General features: G+C 69.7%; 15 protein-coding genes. 11 read left to right on the top strand and 4 right to left on the bottom strand.

The window, feature by feature from the left end:
- Positions 1-174: 174 nt before the first annotated feature.
- The 5 genes from QI554_RS02930 (at position 175) to QI554_RS02910 (ending at position 6,713) form a co-directional block, all read left to right on the top strand.
- Positions 175-1,779 carry a serine/threonine-protein kinase gene (locus tag QI554_RS02930; protein WP_281465438.1) on the top strand — a complete coding sequence of 535 codons (1,605 nt, stop codon included), beginning with the start codon at positions 175-177 and terminating at the stop codon, positions 1,777-1,779.
- 4 nt (positions 1,780-1,783) lie between these two features.
- Positions 1,784-3,925 (top strand): UvrD-helicase domain-containing protein, encoded by a 2,142-nt coding sequence (locus QI554_RS02925; RefSeq protein ID WP_281465436.1) that lies wholly within the window; start codon positions 1,784-1,786, stop codon positions 3,923-3,925.
- A gap of 59 nt (positions 3,926-3,984) precedes the next feature.
- Positions 3,985-4,968 (top strand): hypothetical protein, encoded by a 984-nt coding sequence (locus QI554_RS02920; RefSeq protein WP_281465434.1) that lies wholly within the window; start codon positions 3,985-3,987, stop codon positions 4,966-4,968.
- Between the two features lie 81 nt (positions 4,969-5,049).
- On the top strand, positions 5,050-5,760 hold the full coding sequence (locus QI554_RS02915; protein ID WP_281465432.1) for a hypothetical protein: 711 nt from the start codon (positions 5,050-5,052) through the stop codon (positions 5,758-5,760).
- An 89-nt stretch (positions 5,761-5,849) separates the two neighbouring features.
- Positions 5,850-6,713, top strand: a complete 864-nt coding sequence (locus QI554_RS02910; protein ID WP_281465430.1) for an aldo/keto reductase — start codon at positions 5,850-5,852, stop codon at positions 6,711-6,713.
- Between the two features lie 64 nt (positions 6,714-6,777).
- On the opposite strand, the gene QI554_RS02905 is transcribed toward QI554_RS02910, so the two are convergent.
- Together QI554_RS02905 and QI554_RS02900 are read right to left on the bottom strand one after the other, a co-directional pair.
- Complete coding sequence (locus QI554_RS02905; protein ID WP_281465428.1) at positions 6,778-7,485, bottom strand: DUF4352 domain-containing protein; 708 nt, start codon at positions 7,483-7,485, stop codon at positions 6,778-6,780.
- Positions 7,486-7,528: 43 nt separating this feature from the next.
- A complete protein-coding gene (locus tag QI554_RS02900; RefSeq protein ID WP_281465426.1) occupies positions 7,529-7,987 on the bottom strand; it encodes a nuclear transport factor 2 family protein in 459 nt (152 codons plus the stop codon).
- Between the two features lie 338 nt (positions 7,988-8,325).
- Between QI554_RS02900 and QI554_RS02895 the strand changes: the two genes are divergently transcribed.
- Both QI554_RS02895 and QI554_RS02890 read left to right on the top strand, forming a co-directional pair.
- Positions 8,326-9,117 (top strand): SDR family NAD(P)-dependent oxidoreductase, encoded by a 792-nt coding sequence (locus QI554_RS02895; RefSeq protein ID WP_281465424.1) that lies wholly within the window; start codon positions 8,326-8,328, stop codon positions 9,115-9,117.
- Between the two features lie 123 nt (positions 9,118-9,240).
- Positions 9,241-10,362: an LLM class flavin-dependent oxidoreductase gene (locus tag QI554_RS02890; protein WP_281465422.1), complete on the top strand. Its 1,122-nt coding sequence runs from the start codon at positions 9,241-9,243 to the stop codon at positions 10,360-10,362.
- Between the two features lie 143 nt (positions 10,363-10,505).
- On the opposite strand, the gene QI554_RS02885 is transcribed toward QI554_RS02890, so the two are convergent.
- Entirely contained in the window at positions 10,506-12,008 is a 1,503-nt protein-coding gene (locus QI554_RS02885) for an APC family permease (RefSeq protein ID WP_281465420.1), read from the bottom strand.
- 66 nt (positions 12,009-12,074) lie between these two features.
- Entirely contained in the window at positions 12,075-13,043 is a 969-nt protein-coding gene (locus QI554_RS02880) for an alcohol dehydrogenase catalytic domain-containing protein (protein WP_281465418.1), read from the bottom strand.
- Between the two features lie 87 nt (positions 13,044-13,130).
- Between QI554_RS02880 and QI554_RS02875 the strand changes: the two genes are divergently transcribed.
- The 4 genes from QI554_RS02875 to QI554_RS02860 are packed head-to-tail and all read left to right on the top strand — an operon-like array spanning position 13,131 to position 17,208.
- Positions 13,131-14,468, top strand: coding sequence for a glutamine synthetase family protein (locus QI554_RS02875; RefSeq protein ID WP_281465416.1), 1,338 nt, complete (start codon positions 13,131-13,133; stop codon positions 14,466-14,468).
- The gene (locus QI554_RS02870) at positions 14,452-15,198 is read left to right on the top strand and encodes a type 1 glutamine amidotransferase (RefSeq protein WP_281465413.1); all 747 of its coding nucleotides are present in this window, start codon (positions 14,452-14,454) and stop codon (positions 15,196-15,198) included. Before QI554_RS02875 ends, QI554_RS02870 begins: the two co-directional genes overlap by 17 nt.
- Positions 15,195-15,950 carry a gamma-glutamyl-gamma-aminobutyrate hydrolase family protein gene (locus QI554_RS02865; RefSeq protein ID WP_281465411.1) on the top strand — a complete coding sequence of 252 codons (756 nt, stop codon included), beginning with the start codon at positions 15,195-15,197 and terminating at the stop codon, positions 15,948-15,950. Before QI554_RS02870 ends, QI554_RS02865 begins: the two co-directional genes overlap by 4 nt.
- Entirely contained in the window at positions 15,937-17,208 is a 1,272-nt protein-coding gene (locus QI554_RS02860; protein ID WP_281465409.1) for a cytochrome P450, read from the top strand. The genes QI554_RS02865 and QI554_RS02860 overlap by 14 nt, the downstream gene beginning before the upstream one ends.
- Positions 17,209-17,265 lie beyond the last annotated feature (57 nt).

Raw genomic sequence — 17,265 nt, 5'->3', positions numbered from 1 at the left:
CGGCCGGGCATCCCAACACGGGTGCCCGGCCGCGCCAAAACCGATTCACCAGACGTCCAACCATCTGGACGAAGATCGCCCCACGCGTCACACTAGGAACACAGCAGTGGACACTCGGTGATCTTGGCGTGCCGAGTGCGCATCACGTGTAGTAGTCGAAACGGGGGACGCTGCGTGCCGCCGCAAGTGATCTCGAACCGCTACGAGCTCGTCCAACCGCTGAGCCACGGCGGCATGGGCGACGTCTACCGCGGCTTCGACCGCGTGCTTGACCGCCCGGTCGCCGTCAAGCTCATCCGCCAGGCCGTGGTCGGCTCGTCCCCCGAGCTTGCGGAGGAGTTCGCCAAGCGGTTCCGCCGCGAGGCACGCATCACGGCCCGCATCCAACACCCTGGCGTCCCCCAGGTCTTCGACGCGGTGCTCGACGCGTCCCACGAGAACCTCTACCTGGTCATGGAGCTGGTGGACGGCGTCCCACTCCACGACTACATCGACCCCGCTGCCCCGCTCCCGATCTCGTGGGCCGCCGCTGTGGGCGCACAGGTGTGCACCGTCCTGTCGCACGCCCACGCGGTCCCGGTCATCCACCGTGACCTGAAGCCGAGCAACATCATGGTGGCGCGCGACGGCACGGTGAAGGTGCTGGACTTCGGTATCGCCGCCATCATGCGGACCGACGTCACCAAGCTCACCGCGACCGGCAGCCCCGTCGGCACCAGCCACTACATGTCGCCGGAGCAGGTCCAGGCGGCGCGCATCACTCCGCAAAGCGACCTGTACGCGCTGGGGTGCGTGCTCCACGAACTCCTCTCTGGAAAAACGCTGTTCGATGGCAGCAGCGATTTCGCGCGCATGTTGCAACATGTGCAAGCGGCACCGACTCCACTCCGCGAGCTGCGCCCCGACGTCCCCGAAGAGCTGGAGGAGCTGGTCCTCCACCTTTTGCGCAAGCGGCCGGAGCGGCGTCCCGTCGACACGCAGGAGGTGCACGAGCGGCTGTTTCCGTTCGTGCCGCCGGCCGGGTCGACACCAGAGCCTCATGAGGCCGGGCAGCCGGGGGTTCCTGACCCGACCCGGGTGTACCGACAGCCGTACGCACCGCGGCCGCGCCCGACCGCCACCGCGGCTCCTGCGCCCACCACGGTGAACCCGAACGCGCACCCGCTGCCTGTGCCGGTCCCCGCGCAGCTCCAAGAGGACATCAAGGCTGCGATGGCGCACGCCGACGCGCTCCTCGACGACGAGCGGTTCGCCCAGGCGGCCGAGGTGCTCTACGAGGTCATCCCGCCGGCCGCGGCGGCTCTCGGTCCGGACAACCGCAAGGTGCTCGACCTGCGTCAGCAGCGCGCCGCCGTCCTGTTCCTCGGCGGCGACTTCCGCAGTGCCCTACCCGAGTTCGATGCGCTGGCACAGGCGTTCTCGCGGACCGAGGGCCCGGCAAGCGAGTATGCCCGCTCGTGCCGCGTCCAGGCAGCGCACTGCCGGGCCGAGCTGGGGCAGGTGACCGCCGCGCTGGAGCAGTTCGAGGCGGTGCTGCGCCAGGTGCGCTCCGTGGACAGTGACGTGAGCGAAGAGGCCATCGAACTGCGGCGTGCCATCGGGTTCCTGCTGCTGTCCGAGGGCCGTTTCGCCGAGGCTCGGCATGTACTGGAGCCGCTGTACTCCGACCTGTGTGTCGTCCATGGCTCCGATGACGAGGACAGCCTGGAGATCGCCGACGCCCTCGCCCGGATCCGCCTCGCCCACGACGAAGAGCACCGCCGTTCGCCGGAAGAGTGACCGCATGCCACAACTCGCGTTCCACATCGAATTCCTCAAGGAGATGGGCAAGCTCCCGAAGCCGGTGGTGAAGGAGGTACTCGAGGCGTGGGAGAAGTTCGGCGCGCTGACTCTTGACGATTTGTTCAAGCATCCCGGCCTGAAGCTCGAAACACTGACCCGGGCACGAGACCCCCACATTCGAACCATCCGCATCGACCAGATGTGGCGGGGTGTCGTGGTGGCTCCTGAACGCGGAGACACCTTCACACTGCTTCGTGTGCTTCCGCACGACAAGGCGATCGACTGGGCTGTCAAACAGCGAGTCAGCATCAACACGGTCACGCGGGCTGTGGAGATCCGGAACGCGGCAGAGCTGGAGGTTCTGGCGCCCGCCTACGAGCAGATCGCGCCTGCGGCCGAGCGGCGGCTGTTTGCCAAGATCTCGGACACGGAGATGGCCGCACTCGGCATCGACGCGGACACTCTTCGAGCCGCCCGGGTCCTGACCACCCAGGAGCAACTGGAGGTCTTCGCGCCGCACTTTCCGCAGGACCAGCGCGAGGTCCTCGAATACCTGGCCGCCGGGTTCTCAGTCGAGGAGGTGTGGCAGGACGTCGTGGTCCAGAGTCAGCAGTCCGCCGCGGAACTCGCGCACGACCACGACTTCGACACCGCGGTCCGCAACTCCCACACGCGCATCGCACTGGTCTCTGCGCCGGACGAACTCCGGGACATCCTCGGCAAGCCGTTCGACGCTTGGCGAATCTTCCTGCACCCGTCGCAGCACAAGATCGCCTATCGCCCCAGCTACTCGGGCCCGGCGCAGGTCCGCGGCGGGCCGGGCACGGGGAAGACCGTGGTGGCCTTGCACCGGGTGAAGCACTTGATGGGGCACTTGCGCGACGGCGAACGCATTTTGCTGACCACGTACACGAAGGCCCTCGTCCATGCACTCAAGAGCGGGCTTGCCGCGCTGGTGCCCGATGAGATGCTGCGCGGCCGCGTCGACATCACGACCGTCGACGCCTTCGCGGGACGGGTGGTGACGGCCGCCCGCGGCGAGGGTCGGCGACCCGTCAGCGGCAGGGATGAAGACACCCACTGGGCCGAGGCCGCAAAGACCACTGGGTTTCCCGGAACGCCGCAGTTCCTGGCGCAGGAGTACAAGCATGTGATCCTGGCTCAGGACCTCACCAGCCTCGAGGCGTATGCCGCAGCCGACCGCGCAGGCCGCGGGACCAAGATCCCCCAGTCACTCAGGCCCCAAGTGTGGGCTGCTGTCCACGAGTTCCACCGCCGTCTGCGCGAGGGCGGGCAACGGACGTACTTGCAGACCTGCGACGAGGCCGCCCGCATCCTGGCGTCCCGGGGGCCGATGTACCGGCACATCGTGGTCGACGAAGCGCAGGATCTGCACCCCGCGCAGTGGCGGCTCCTACGAGCGGCGGCCGCGGTACGTCCCGACGACCTGTTCATCGCAGGGGATCCCCACCAGCGCATCTACGACTCACGCGTCTCACTCAAGGCGTTGGGCATCTCGGTGGCCGGGCGGTCGGCGAAGATGAGGAAGAACTACCGCAGTACGCACGAAATCCTGCGGTGGTCCACCTCCCTGCTGGTGGGTCGTCCGATCGCACAGCTCGAGGACGAAAACCGCAGCGAGACCCTGCTTGGGTACCGGTCCGCCCTCCATGGGGACGGCCCCGAGCTCCACCATGCTGTGTCGGACACGGTCGAGCTGGCGGCCTTGGTCACCAGAGTTCGGGCGTGGATGGAGGCTGGCGTGCTGCCCGGCGAGATCGGTGTCACCAGCAGGTTCAACAACACCGGTGACATGGCGGTCGCCCAGTTGAAGTCGGTCGGAATCCCCGCTGTACGGCTCAACGCCGACGGGTCGGGTGCCACCGATGCCGTCCAGGTCGGGACCATGCACTCGTTCAAGGGCTTGGAGTTCCGGTGTGTGGCGGTCATCGGCGCGCACGACGGTGCCCTTCCGTTCCCGCGTGCCGTCACCCCTGTCGAGGTCGACCAACTCCAGCACGAGGCCGATCTCGCCGCGGAGCGCTGCCTACTGTTCGTAGCATGCACTCGGGCGCGGGACGGGCTCTACGTCTCATGGTCAGGGAAGCCCAGTCGATTCCTCACCGAAGCGGGTGCTGTATGAACAACGGTGCCGGCCAACCCGGGACCACAGCCGGCCGACGTGTGCACTCGGGCACGCCCGTGCGGCTGCGCGACCTCGACCTCAACGAGCACTGGCTCCAGGACTGGCTTGCCGCCGACCCGCGACGACTGGGGCTGGGCGACGTCAAGCTGGTCGAACAGGAGCAGACCCAGTCAGGCGGCGGAAGCCTGGACATCCTGGCAACGAGCGGCGATATCTACTTCAGCATTGAAGTCCAACTCGGCGAGGTTGACGCGTCGCACGGCTTCCGCGTCTACGACTACTGGGCCCGCAATCGAAAGCGGCAGCCCGGCAAGACGCATATCGCCGTGTTGGTCGCGGAGAGCGCCTCGGGACGCTTCCGCATAGCGCTGGAGGCGCTGGCCGAGTACACACCACTCATCGTCATTGAGCTGCGTGCGTGGCGGGCGCAGCATGAGGTCGTCCTCGTCCCGGAGGTGGTCGTCAAGAATGAGAGCCTTGATCTCGGGGACGCTCCCGCAGGCGCACTGACCGCCGCAGACCGGACGCCGGAGGACTGGCGCGTACAACACCCTTCGGCGTGGCAGTTCCACGAGGCTTTTCTGTCGTGGGTGAAGGCCAACCTTGGTGACGTACAGGTGAGTTACGCGGTCAAGTCCTATATCGGGGTGCGCCGGGGCCGCCGCGTGTGGGCACCGATATGGCCCAATGCGGACGGAGCGACTCTGCATCTGCCGGACCCGGACGGTTCCAAGGACGAAGAGTCACCCGCCTACGACTACTTCCGGAACGAACTCACCCGGGTGGGCCTCGCGCCGAGTTGGACCCCGAGCTACAACGCCGGAGCCAACCCGGTTTCACTGCGGCTGCGTGAACCCGATCTCGGCAAACCCGCGGTCCAACGGCTACTCCGAGCGAGCTTCGAGATCCTTTCCGGCGGTGCTCCCTGGTCGGAGCGTCAGAGCGATCCGCTGGACGGCGCGTCCGACGGCGCAGCCCCCGAGCCAGCGGCGCTTGGCGACGGCACGACCTCCATGGACCAGGTCGACGGCTCCGCCTGACCTACTTTTGAACGAATCCGTCCCCTTTCCCGGCCGAGCGCGCGCCTATCATCGCCATCGGCCGGGAGAGGCGGGCGGAGCATGAGCCGGAAGAGCGAGCTGCGCGCGGACCGCGTGCGGACGCTGCCGCGCGGCGCGTTCATCACCCGCTGGGTGCTGTTCGGCTGCGCCATGCTCGTGCTGTTCGCCGCCTGGACGTGGTTCGCGTGGCTCGCAGACCTCGGCCTCGGCCTCGTCGTGTACGCGCTGACGCTCGCACTCGCCTACCGGTTCGGCTACACGTACTTCCTCTACCGCGGCGACCCGCGCGAGCGTCTCGTCAAAGGCCTCGTGCTGCTGTCCGCAGCGCTCTTCGTCGCCTCGGCCACCCGCGCCTCCGACTGGTACCTCTACACGTTCGGCCGCGAAGGCGTCGGCATGGTCTACGAGGAGCGCTCGGAATCGGCGCGCAGCGGCCACGTCTACCAGTGCACGGTCACCCAGCCCGACGGCGAGGTGCGCGACACGCGCGCCCACGGGCACTGCCCCGGACGGGACTTCACCAGCGTCCGTATGGTGTACGACCCGTCCGGCGTCTTCCGCCCCGCGTTGACCACGAAAGGCGGCCTCGACCCGTGGTCAGGGCCGCTGTTGGTGCTGTCCGCAACGAGCGTGCTATCCGCCGCAGCCGTCGTCTCCGCCCGCTACGCCGCCCAGCCGTTGCCGATCCCCGCGAACCGTCCGTCCAAGAAATCCCGCAACCCCGGCCGCCGCCCACCGAAGCCACTACGCCGCCCCCGCAAACGCAACTGACCGTGCGGTCCCGGCACTTGTGATCGTCTCCCCAGCACTCCTCCCGACTACGATCAAGCCGCACGCTCACAGCGACGAAACGGGGAACAATGCGGACACGCAAGATCGGCGACGTCACCGTAAGCGCGATCGGGCTCGGCGCGATGCCGCTGTCGATCGAGGGACGGCCGGACGAGGCACGGGCGTTCGCGACCATCCACGCCGCACTCGACGCCGGCGTGTCGCTGATCGACACGGCCGTCTCCTACTGCCTGAACGCCTCCGAGGCCGGACACAACGAGGCTCTGATCGCCCGCGCCCTGGCGGCGTACGGCGGCGACACCTCGCACGTCCTCGTCGCCACCAAGGGCGGCGCGGCCCGCGACGCGGACGGCACCTGGCTCTTCCAGGCCGACCCGGCGACGCTACGCGCGGCCGCCGAGGGTTCACTCAAGCGCCTCGGCGTGGACGCCATCGGGCTGTACCAACTCCACGTCCCCGACCCGAACATCCCCTACGCCGACTCCGTGGGCGTACTCCGCGACCTGTACGACGAGGGCAAGATCCGCGCGGCGGGCATCTCCAACGTCAACTCCGACCAACTCCGCGAAGCCCACGCCATCCTGGGCCACCGCCTCGTCTCCGTGCAGAACAACTTCTCCCCCGCCGTCCGCGGCAGCGAGCCCCAACTCCACCTGTGCGCCGAACTCGGCCTGGCCTTCCTCCCCTACAGCCCCCTAGGCGGCATGTCCCGCGCCGGCACCCTAGGCGACCACCACACCGCCTTCGCCCGCATCGCCGAATCCCGCGGCGTCAGCCCCCAACAAGTCTGCCTGGCTTGGGAGTTGTCGCTCTCAGACACCGTCATCCCGATCCCGGGCGCCTCCCGCCCCGAGAGCATCACGAACTCGGCAGCCGCCGCCGACCTCGAACTCACTTCCGAGGAACTCGCCGATCTGAACGCCGCCGCCTGACACACGACGACGAACCCGCGTCACGGGCACGGGTACCGCGTCCGTGACGCGCCGTTCGGTCGGCTCAGGAGAGCTTCCACTGGCCGACGGGCTTGTCGTAGCCGCCTCGGTACTGAACCGTGGCGGCCTTGGCGCCCTCGGGCAGCTCATACGTGACAAAGCCGAGGCGGCTTTCGCCCGGTGGAATGGTCACATCGCTGTCGAACGCGACTCCGGCGCCGCTCTCCCCCGAGAGCGAGAGCTTGAACTGCTGGCCCTGGTCGTCGACCACGGTCGTCTTGAAGAGCGGATTGGAGTTGACCGGCGTTGTGCCGGTGTTGGTGATCCTCCATTGGATGGCGATCAGCCGGCTGCCGCTCTCGGGCTTGGAGAACTCGTTCTTCGGCGTCGCCGGGTCGACGAGCTTCACCAGCGTCGCGTCGAATTTCTCGCTCTCGTCGCCTCGCATCGAAATCGTGTCCCCCACACCGGCCCTGGCCGACGACGCGGAGGCCGACGGCGAGGCGGCGCCGGACACCGACGGCCTGCCCGCGCCCGTCGCACCGCCGTTCGGCGCGGCGGTGTCGCAGCGTTTGCGCCACTCGCCCATAGGAATCTTCGGGTCGTCGCACTTCATGGCGGCGACATCGGGCGTGTCGGCACGGTCATTGATCTTGTTCGCCGAGCCACTGCTGCAGGCGGCCAAGGTACCGGCCAGGACGAAGGCGGTTGCGGCACACGTGAACGCGCGAGTGCGCATTGGATCCCCCCACAGATCGGTTGGGGCGATCATGATGCCAAACCACGGGCACGCAGGGAGGGCCTTTACCTGATTGTCAGCTCAGCGGGAGGTTGAGGTGGTGGGTTAGGTCGCCGGTGTGTTCGGTGGTCATGTGGCGGGTGGTGAAGCGCCAGGCGCCGTCTGGGTTGCGGGTGAAGGTGTCGCGGTAGCGGCCGGTGATGATCGGTTGGAGGGGGAGGTCCGGGGTGGACTGGAGGACGGTGAAGTAGGAGCGGGCGGAGGCCTCGCCTGAGTAGTCGTCGATGTCGAGGATCAGGTTCGTGGTGACGTGCTTGGTGCGCGGGGTGCCGTCGTCGTAGCGGCGGGTCCAGGTTTCGTAGAGGGCGAGGACGGCGTCGCGGCCGGTGACCTGGGTGTCGGTGCCCTCGGTGGTGATCGTGCAGTCGGCGAGGAGGTCGGCGACGGCTTCGAAGTCGCCGGCGTCGATGGCCTCGGCGTAGAGGGCGATGAGGTTCGGGACGGCGATGTGGCCGGGCTGGCGTTCAGGGGACACGGGACTCCTCGCGGGACGGGGACGAGGCGGCGGGTTGTGAGGGGGCGGTTTGCGCGGCGGGCCCGGGAGGGGCTTGCAGGCGGCTTGGGCGGCTGGCTGGGCGGCGGGCGGTGCGGTGCGGGCGGTGCGGCGCGGGCGCAGGTGTGTACGGGTCGGCGTCACAGTAGGGGCGCCTCGTGCCCCATGGCCAGTGTGAGTGCGAGCGAAATCGCGCCGGATCGCTCTTTAGTGACGTCGCGTCAGATGGCATGGTGAGCGGAGCGCCGTCGACGTCGCACGGTCGCTTTCGCCATGCCGAAACGCGCTGGTGAAGACGCAAGAGAGTGTGAGGTACGCCCGTGGTGCTCGATCCTTCTGCTGTCTCGTTGTCCGGCAAGGTCGCCGTGGTCACCGGTGCCGCGCGTGGGATCGGGGCCGCGACGGCAGTGGCGCTCGCGCGCTTCGGTGCCGATGTCGCGATCTGCGACCGGGAGGACCAGGGCGAGACGGCGAAGGCCGTCGAGGCGGCCGGGCGGAAGGTGTACGTCGGGACGTTGGACGTGCGGGACGGGGACAAGGTCGCCGCGTTCCTGCAGGCCGCGCACGCCGAGCTGGGTCGGTTCGACGTGCTGGTCAACAATGCCGGCGGCGGATTTTGGTCGCCGTTCCTGGACGTGCGGGGGAAGGGCCAGGCGGCGCTCGTCGACGAGAACTTCACGAGTGTGACCCATGTGGTGCGCGCGGGCGTGCCGTTGATGAACGACGGCGGGTCGATCGTGAACGTGACCAGTGTGGAGGCGCACCGCGCGGCTCCCGGGTTCGCCGTCTATGCGGCGATGAAGGCCGCCGTCGAGCAGTTGACGAAGTCTCTCGCGCTGGAGCTGTCGCCTCGGCGCATCCGGGTCAACTGCGTCGCGCCGGACGCCATCCCCACCCCCGGCGACGACGGCCTGGCGGAGGCGGTCGGCGGCCTCGACTACGGCGCCAAGGTGCCGTTCGGGCTCGGGGTGCCGGACGACTGCGCCGCGCCGATCGTGTTCCTGGCGAGCGAGATGTCCCGGTACATGACCGGCACGACGCTGCACGTCGACGGCGGGACGCACGCGGCGTCCGGCTGGACCCGGCGCGCGGACGGCACCTGGACGCCGTGAGTCGGGCCGCCGCCTGAAAACACCGTTCACAGCCGTCCGCCCCGGTCCCGGTGGCCTCACTGCTTCGCCTGTTCTGCCCGTTCCACCGCTCAGCCCCACCCACGACACGTGCAAGGGAGCCTCATGGAATTCGGCATCTTCGTTCAGGGCTACAACCCCAAGTTCCGGCGCGAGGGCAATCCGAACGCCGAGCACGAGGCCCTGATGAACGACATGTCGTACGCGATCGCCGCCGACAAGGCCGGCTTCAAGTACGTATGGCTCAGCGAGCACCACTTCCTCGACGAGTACTCGCACCTGAGCGCGAACGACGTGATGCTGGGCTACCTCGCGCACGCCACCGAGCGCATCCACATCGGCTCGGGCATCTTCAACCCGCTCCCCCAGGTCAACCACCCGGCCAAGGTCGCCGAGCGGGTCGCGATGCTCGACCACCTCTCGGGCGGCCGTTTCGAGTTCGGGACGGGGCGCGGCGCGGGCAGCCACGAGATCCTCGGCTTCCTGCCGGGGATCGAGGACATGAACCAGACGAAGGACATCTGGGAAGACGTCATCCGCGAGTTCCCGAAGATGTTCCTCCAGGACGAGTACGAGGGCTACGAGGGCCGCTTCTGGTCGCTCCCGCCGCGCCGGATCCTCCCCAAGCCTTACGGCAAGGGCCACCCCGCGATGTGGTACGCCGCGGGCTCCCCGTCCTCGTACGCCATGGCCGCCAAGATGGGCCTGGGCGTGCTCGGCTTCTCGATCGGGGACGTGGAGCAGGCCGAGAAGGCGGTGGCCGACTACAAGCGGCAGATCGTCGACGCGGAGCCGATCGGCGCGTTCGTCAACAACAACGTGATGGTGTGCTCGACGGGCTTCGTCGCGGAGACGAAGGAGGAGGCGTACCAGGCGGCGGTCGACTCGCGGCTGATGTACCTGACCAGCAACGTCTTCCGCTACCACGACACGTTCCCGCACCCCGAGGGCATCCCGTTCTGGCCCGAGACGATCCCGGACCTGACGTACGAGGTGGTCCAGTTCGCGGCCGAGGCGGGCGGGATGATCGTCGGCGACCCGGACACCGCGCTGAAGGCCGTCAAGGCGTTCGAGGCGGCGGGCGTCGACCAGCTCACGCTGGGGCTCGGCGCGGACACGCCGGAGAACACGCTGCGCACGATCCGGCTGTTCGGCGAGCACATCATCCCGAAGATCGACACGGACCCGGAGCACAGCACGACGCGGTTCCGGAACGCGGCGGGCTGACCTGGCCTGACCTGCGGCGGGGGGGGGGGGGGGGGGGGGGGGGGGGGCCGGCCCCCCCCCCCCCCGCCCCCCCCCCCCCCCCCCACCCCCCGGCGGGGCCGCCCCCCCCCCCCCCCCCTTCCGCGTTTCGGCGTGACGGCGCGTCAGCTCACGAAGTCGCGGAGCACCGCGTTCCCTTGCCGCCGCCGCGCGGTGGCGACGCCGAACGCCATCGCGCAGCCGAACACCACGAACGGGCACAGCGCCAGCACCCATCCCGTGGTCGACATGTGCCATGCCTCCATGCTCGCCCCGGCCGTGCCGCTGATGAGGCCGAACCGGGCCAGGAGCAGGTAGAGGATGCCGACCATGGCGACCAGGCTCAGCGCGGGGGCGACGAGCACGTTCCAGGCCCGGGAGTCCGCGCCGGTCCGTCTGAAGTAGACGATGACGGAGACGCTCACGAGCGCCTGCACGAACGTGAGCGCCACGATCGCGGTGATCGCGAACCAGTAGAAGAGGTCCACCACCGGGTCGCGGTGGAAGAGCGCGAACGCGGCCACGACGAGGCCGGCGATCGCGGTCTGCAGGAACGACGCGTTGGCCGGCACGCCGCGCGTACTCGTCCGGTTGAACGCCCGTGGCAGCAGCCCGGAGCGGCCCATCGCGAAGAAGTAGCGGGTGGCCGAGTTGTGGAACGCGAGGACGCACGCGAAGGCACTGCTGATCAGCAGCCACTTCATCATCTCCGCGAGCCACGAGCCGACGTACTGGTCGGCGACGTGGAACAGCACCTGCGCGGGGTCGGCGAGCGGGACGTCGCCGACCGTGGTGAGCCGCACGGTCTCGTCCGCGATGTGCTCGTGGCCCACGCCGCTGACGACGCCGAACGAGACGACCGCGAAGACGGCGGTGATGATCCCGACGGAGAGGTACGTCGCCAGCGGGACGGTGCGCCGCGGGTTCCGCGACTCCTCGCCGTAGATGGCGGTCGCCTCGAACCCGATGAACCCGGCGAAGGCGAACGCGAACGCGATGCCGGGCGCGCCGTCCATGATGGCCGACGGCCCGAACGACGCCCCGAAGCCGATGCCGTCCGGGCCGCCGCCGTCGGCGAAGACCGCGATCGCGGTCAGGACCATGGAGCCGACCTCGAGGACGAGCAGCAGACCGAGCAGCTTCGCGCCGAACTCGACGTTCATCAGGCCGAGCACCTGGACCAGCGCCACCGCGATCAGGGACCACACCCACCACGGGACGCCCAGGTCCGGCAGCGTCCCGACCACGGTCGCGCCCAGGTAGCCGTAGACGGCGGCCTGCACGAGGCAGTACGACATCACCGTCACGAAGGCGGACGCCACTCCCCAGGGCACGCCCAGGCCGCGTCCTATGTAGGCGAAGAAGGCGCCGGTGTGCACCACGTGGTGGCTCATCGCGGCGTAGCCCACGGAGAACAGCAGGAAGACCAGTCCCGCGACGAGGAACGTCCCGGGGGCGGCGGCTCCGTTGCCGATGACGAGGATGCTGGGCACCAGCCCCGTCATGCCCGCGATCGGCGCGGCGGCGGCGATGACGAAGAAGCAGATGCCGAAGACGCCGATGGCGTCCTTGGTGAGCGAGCCGGCGGCGCCCTCGGCGGATACCGGCGTTACGGCCTCGGTTTTCACGGATTCCTCCCAAAGAGTCGGTCGGGACGTGCGTTTCTCGGCGCACCCGACGTGGCGCACACGAGGTCAGGAGACGGTGAGGACGACGCGTCCCCGCGATCCGCCCGACCGCAGGAGCCCGTGGGCGCGGTTCGCCTCTTCGAGCGGGAGGTACTCGACGACATGGCGCAGCGGCTCGCGGCGGGTCAGGTCGAGCACGGCCCTCAGGTCGGCGGGACTGCCCCAGATGCTGGTGGTCAGCCACGCCTCACTGGGCAGGCGGCCGAGGCCGAAGGGCACCGTGCCGCCGAACATGCCCACCAGGACCACCGCGCCGCCGCGTCGCACGAACGCCACGGCGGACCGCAGCGTCGGCTCGGCGCCGACGAAGTCGACGACCGCGTCGTACGGCGGCCCGTCGAGTTCGTCGGGCGACAGCGTGACGTCGGCGCCGAGTTCGCGGGCGACGGCGAGCCTGGCCGGGAGCGTGTCGACGACGGTCACGTGCGCCCCGGGGGTGCGGGCGAGGAACTGTACGGCGTACTGCCCGAGTCCGCCGGCGCCGATCACGAGGACCCGCGCGGGGCGGCCCGGTTCGAAGCGGGACGTGGCCCGCCGCACCGCGCGGAACGCGGTCAGTCCGCCGCATGCGAGAGGGGCGACCTCGAGGGGGTCGAGGCCGTCCAACGGGATCAGGTACTCGCGCCTCGGCACCAGCATCTTCGAGGCGTAGCCGCCGTCGTCCCAGATCCCGGCCTCGTGGCTGTCGGCGCAGATCATCTCGTCGCCCGCGGCGCACTGCAGGCACTCCGGGCGCCGACAGCCCCACGGGGCGTAGACCATCACCGGCCCGAGCCGGGCGTCCGTGCCGACCACCTCGTGGCCGAGAACGATCGGTGTCCGCCCGATGTGGCCGTCGGCCACGTGGAGGTCCGAATGGCACACCCCGCAGCCGAGGACGTCGATCACCGCTTCGTGCGGGCCGGTGGCCACCGGGTCGGCGACCTCGCGCTCCACGAGCGGTTCTCCAGGGGCTTGCAGGGTCATCGTGCGCATCGGCCGGCCTCTCTACGGTGCCTTGCCGCTCTTGGCGGATCGCCGGTACGCTAATTGATAGACGATAATTTATCTACTGGAGGGGCCGTGGCGATCGAGCCGGGCAGAAACCTTGACGAGTGCGCACGCATAGCCGAGGCCGGCGGCGTACATTCCGTCGTCTGCCTCTTCACCGACACATGGGGGGTGCCGCGCGGGAAGTACCTCCCGATCCGCCAGTTCCTGCGGGGCGGGCGCTTCACCACCGCGGCCGTGGCCCTGTCGTGGGACCCGCGTTCCGACATCAAGCCCACGCCCTGGGCGCAGATGGACAGCGAGTTCAAGGACATGGCGGTCGTCGCCGACCTCGACACCTTCCGGATCGCCGGATGGACCGAGGGCACGGCGGTCGTCATCTGCGACACGGTGGACCTGGAGACCGGCCTGCCGACCGCGCTGGACTCGCGCTCGATGCTCAAGCGCACGCTGCGCGAGTACGCCGACCTCGGACTGACCGTCAACCAGGCCCCGGAGCTGGAGTTCCACCTCTTCGACGCGCACTGGCGGCCGATCTCCGACAAGACGCTGTGCTACTCGATCGACCGCGCCGACGAACTCGAGCCGGTCCTCGGCGCCATCCGCGAGGCCCTGCTGCGGACCGGCATCGAGTGCGAGGCGGGCAACGTCGAGTACGGCCAGTCCCAGGTCGAGATCAACCTGCGCTACTCGCCGGGCACGACGGCCATCGACGAGACGATCCTGTTCCGGCTCATCACCCGCGCCGTCGCGCGCCGCCACGGCTACAACGCGACCTTCATGGTCAAGCCCATCAACGGCGGCGCCGGCTCCGGCATGCACATCCACCAGAGCCTGGTGGACGCCGACGGCCGCAACGTCTTCGCCGTCGCCGACAGCCCCGGCCACCCGCTGCCGTCCAAGGCCATGCAGGGGTACGTCGCCGGGCTGCTGCGCCGGCAACTGGACCTCCAGGTGCTGGCCATGCCGACGGTCACCGCGTACCGGCGGGCCGAGGACTACTCGTTCTCGCCGACCCAGGTCTGCTGGGGCATGGACAACCGGCTCGTCGGGGTTCGCTGCCTGACCCCCGACGCCCCGGGCACCCGCGTCGAGGTCCGGTGGGGGGCCGCGGACGCCAACCCGTACCTGCTCTCGCACGGCTACCTGCAGGCCGGCCTCGAAGGAATGCGCGACAACGCGCCGTTGCAGCCGGTCTCGACCGGCGACCCGCACACCGACACCACGCTCGCGCGCGTCGCACCGAGCCTGGACAAGGCCGTCGAGGCCTTCCACGGCAGCGAGTTCGCGCGCCGTGTCTACGGCGACATGTTCGTCGACACCCTGACCGTCATCCAGCGCAACGAACTCGCCGCCTTCGGCGCGCACATCACCGACTGGGAGTTCGCCCGTTATGCCGATGTCTTCTGACGCCTCCGCGCCGGCCCCCGCGGAACCGACCCGGAGGCCCCGGCGCGCGGTCCTCGTCACGCACGAGGCCTTCGGTGCCGACGACACCGGTGTGGTCCGCCGGTTTCTGCTGGAGCGCGGCTTCGAGGTGACCCACCACTCGGTGTTCCCGGACGGCCGGGACTACCGTCCGCGGCATCCGCTGCCCGACCCCGAAGGCGCCGACCTGGTCGTGGTCTTCGGCTCGTTCGCGCACGCCTGGGAGCCCCGGCACAAGGACTGGGTCGCGGCCGAGGTCGCCTGGGTCCGGGGCGTCCTGGACCTGGGCATCCCCTATATAGGCATCTGCTTCGGCGGCCAGCTCCTGGCCGCGGCCTGGGGCGGCACGGTCGAGCCGGGCGACGGGTCCGAGATCGGCATGCTGACGTTCCCCACGGTGCCGGGCTGCCCGGTGCCGGGCGGGCCCTGGTTCTCCTGGCACAGCGACCGCGTGGTGCTCCCGCCGGACGCCGAGCTCCTGGCGCGCAGCGACTTCGGGCCGCAGATCTTCGCCCGCGACCGGGCGATCGGCGTCCAGTTCCACCCCGAGGTCACCCGCGAGCTCGTCGAGTCCTGGATCCGCACCGACGAGGCCGGACTCGACGCGGTCTACGGAGCGGACCGGCTGCGCGCCGAGGTGGCGGCCGACGTCGAGACCGCGCAGGCGAACCTCGGCACGTTCCTCGACCGGGTGATCGGGGACCGGGGATGAGCACGTGCACACGGCGGCCGCGCATCGCGATCCCCGGCCGGTTCAGCCATTCGGCGTCGGCGCTGCGCTTCCGCGCCCTCGTGAACGCGCAGGCGCTGCTCGACGCGGTGTGGGCCGCGGGCGGCGACCCCGTCACCCTGCTGCCCGCCGACGCGACCTCCCCCAAGAAGACGGCGGCGCGGCTCGACGGCTACGACGGCGTCCTGCTCCCGGGCGGCGCGGACGTCAACCCGGCACTGTACGGGGCCGTCGCGTCTCCGGGCACCGACCCGCCCGACGACCTCCAGGACGCTTTCGACATGGCGGTCCTCCGGCACGCCGTCGACCACGCGGTGCCGGTGCTCACCGTCTGCCGCGGGACCCAGCTCCTCAACGTCCTCCTCGGCGGCACCCTGGAGCAGGACATGTCCCCCGGGCACGTCCACATGGTCCACAAGGTCACGCCTGTCGAGCCGGTCCTCCTCGGACCGGACCCCCTCGGACCGGCCCCCTTTCCGGTGAGCTGCTACCACCGCCAGCGCATCGACGTCCTGGCCGACGCGCTCGAGCCGTCCGCCTACGCGGACGACGGCACCGTCGAGGCGGTGCGCCACCGCTCGGCCCCCGGCTGGGTGTTCGGCGTGCAGTGGCACCCGGAGGACACCGCGGCCACCGACCCGCACCAGCGGCTCCTGTTCACCCGCTTCGTGGCCGCGGCGGGGGACCGCGCCGCACGAGCCCAGCCGACGAAGGAACGTCATGGACCTTGCTGACATCGACCTCACCGACCTCGACCTCTTCGGCGGCGGAACCCCGCACGAGACGTTCCGCGCGCTGCGCGACCGGGCGCCGCTGTTCTGGAACGACGAGTCCGACGGGAACAAGGGCTTCTGGTCCGTGACCCGGTACGACGACGTCGCCGCGGTGGACAAGGACGCCGCGACGTTCTCGTCCGAGCAGCAGGTCACGCTGGAGGAGCTCGACGAGGAGCAGCTCCTCGTCCGCAAGTCGATGATCGACACCGACGGAGCCCGGCACTGGGCGCTGCGCAAGCTGCTCGTACGGGAGTTCAGCCCCCGCGCGGTGGCGCTGTACGGCGACTTCCTCACGGAGCTGACCGGCGTCACGCTCGACCGCGCCCTGGCGCTGGGCGAGTTCGACTTCGTCGAGCAGATCAGCGCCGACATCCCGATCCGCCTGCTGGCGCGGATGCTCGACGTACCGGTCGAGGACACCGACAAGCTGATCGACTGGGGCAACCAGATGATCGCGAACTCGGACCCCGACTACACGGACGTGCTGGCCGGCAGCCCGGAGTCCGAGCAGTACCGCAACCTGCCGTTCCGCTCCCCCGCCGCCCTCGAGGTCTTCGAGTACGGGTTCCGGCTCGCCGCGCAGCGCAAGGGCGGGACGGGGACCGACCTGGTGTCCAAACTGGTCAACACCACCCCGGAGGACGGCGTCCCGCTGTCCGACCTGGACTACCAGAACTACTTCTCGCTGCTGATCATCGCGGGCAACGAGACCACCCGGCACACCATTTCGCACACCGTCCGGGCGCTCGCCTCGAACCCGCAGGCGTGGGCCGACCTCAAGGCCGACCCGTCGCTGGTGCAGAACGCGGTCGAGGAGTTCCTCCGCTGGGCCACCCCGATCGGGCACTTCCGCCGCACCGCGACCCGCGACGTCGAGCTGCACGGGCAGACGATCCGCGAGGGCGACAAGGTGGTGATGTGGTTCGGCTCCGCGAACTTCGACGAGCGCAAGTTCGAGAACCCGCACGTGTTCGACGTGCACCGCAAGAACGTCGAGCACGTCTCGTTCGGCAAGGGCAGCCCGCACTTCTGCCTCGGCAACGCGCTGGCCCGCCTGGAGATCAAGATCGTGATCACCGCGCTGCTCGAGCGCTTGGAGCGCATCGAACTGCTGGGCGAGCCCAGCATGGTGCGCTCGAACCTGGTGCACGGCATCAAGAAGATGCCGGTGCGCGTGCACTTCGACCCGGCCTACCGGCCGGCCGGCGCGCGCTGAGCCCGCGCGGCGGGCCGACGTACGCGGACCGCCGCGTGCGTCGGCCCGACGCGGATC

The organism is Yinghuangia seranimata, from assembly GCF_029953285.1.
Taxonomy (GTDB): domain Bacteria; phylum Actinomycetota; class Actinomycetes; order Streptomycetales; family Streptomycetaceae; genus Yinghuangia; species Yinghuangia seranimata.
Note: the sequence above shows the minus strand (reverse complement) of the source record. Positions and strands in the feature narration are given on the sequence as shown.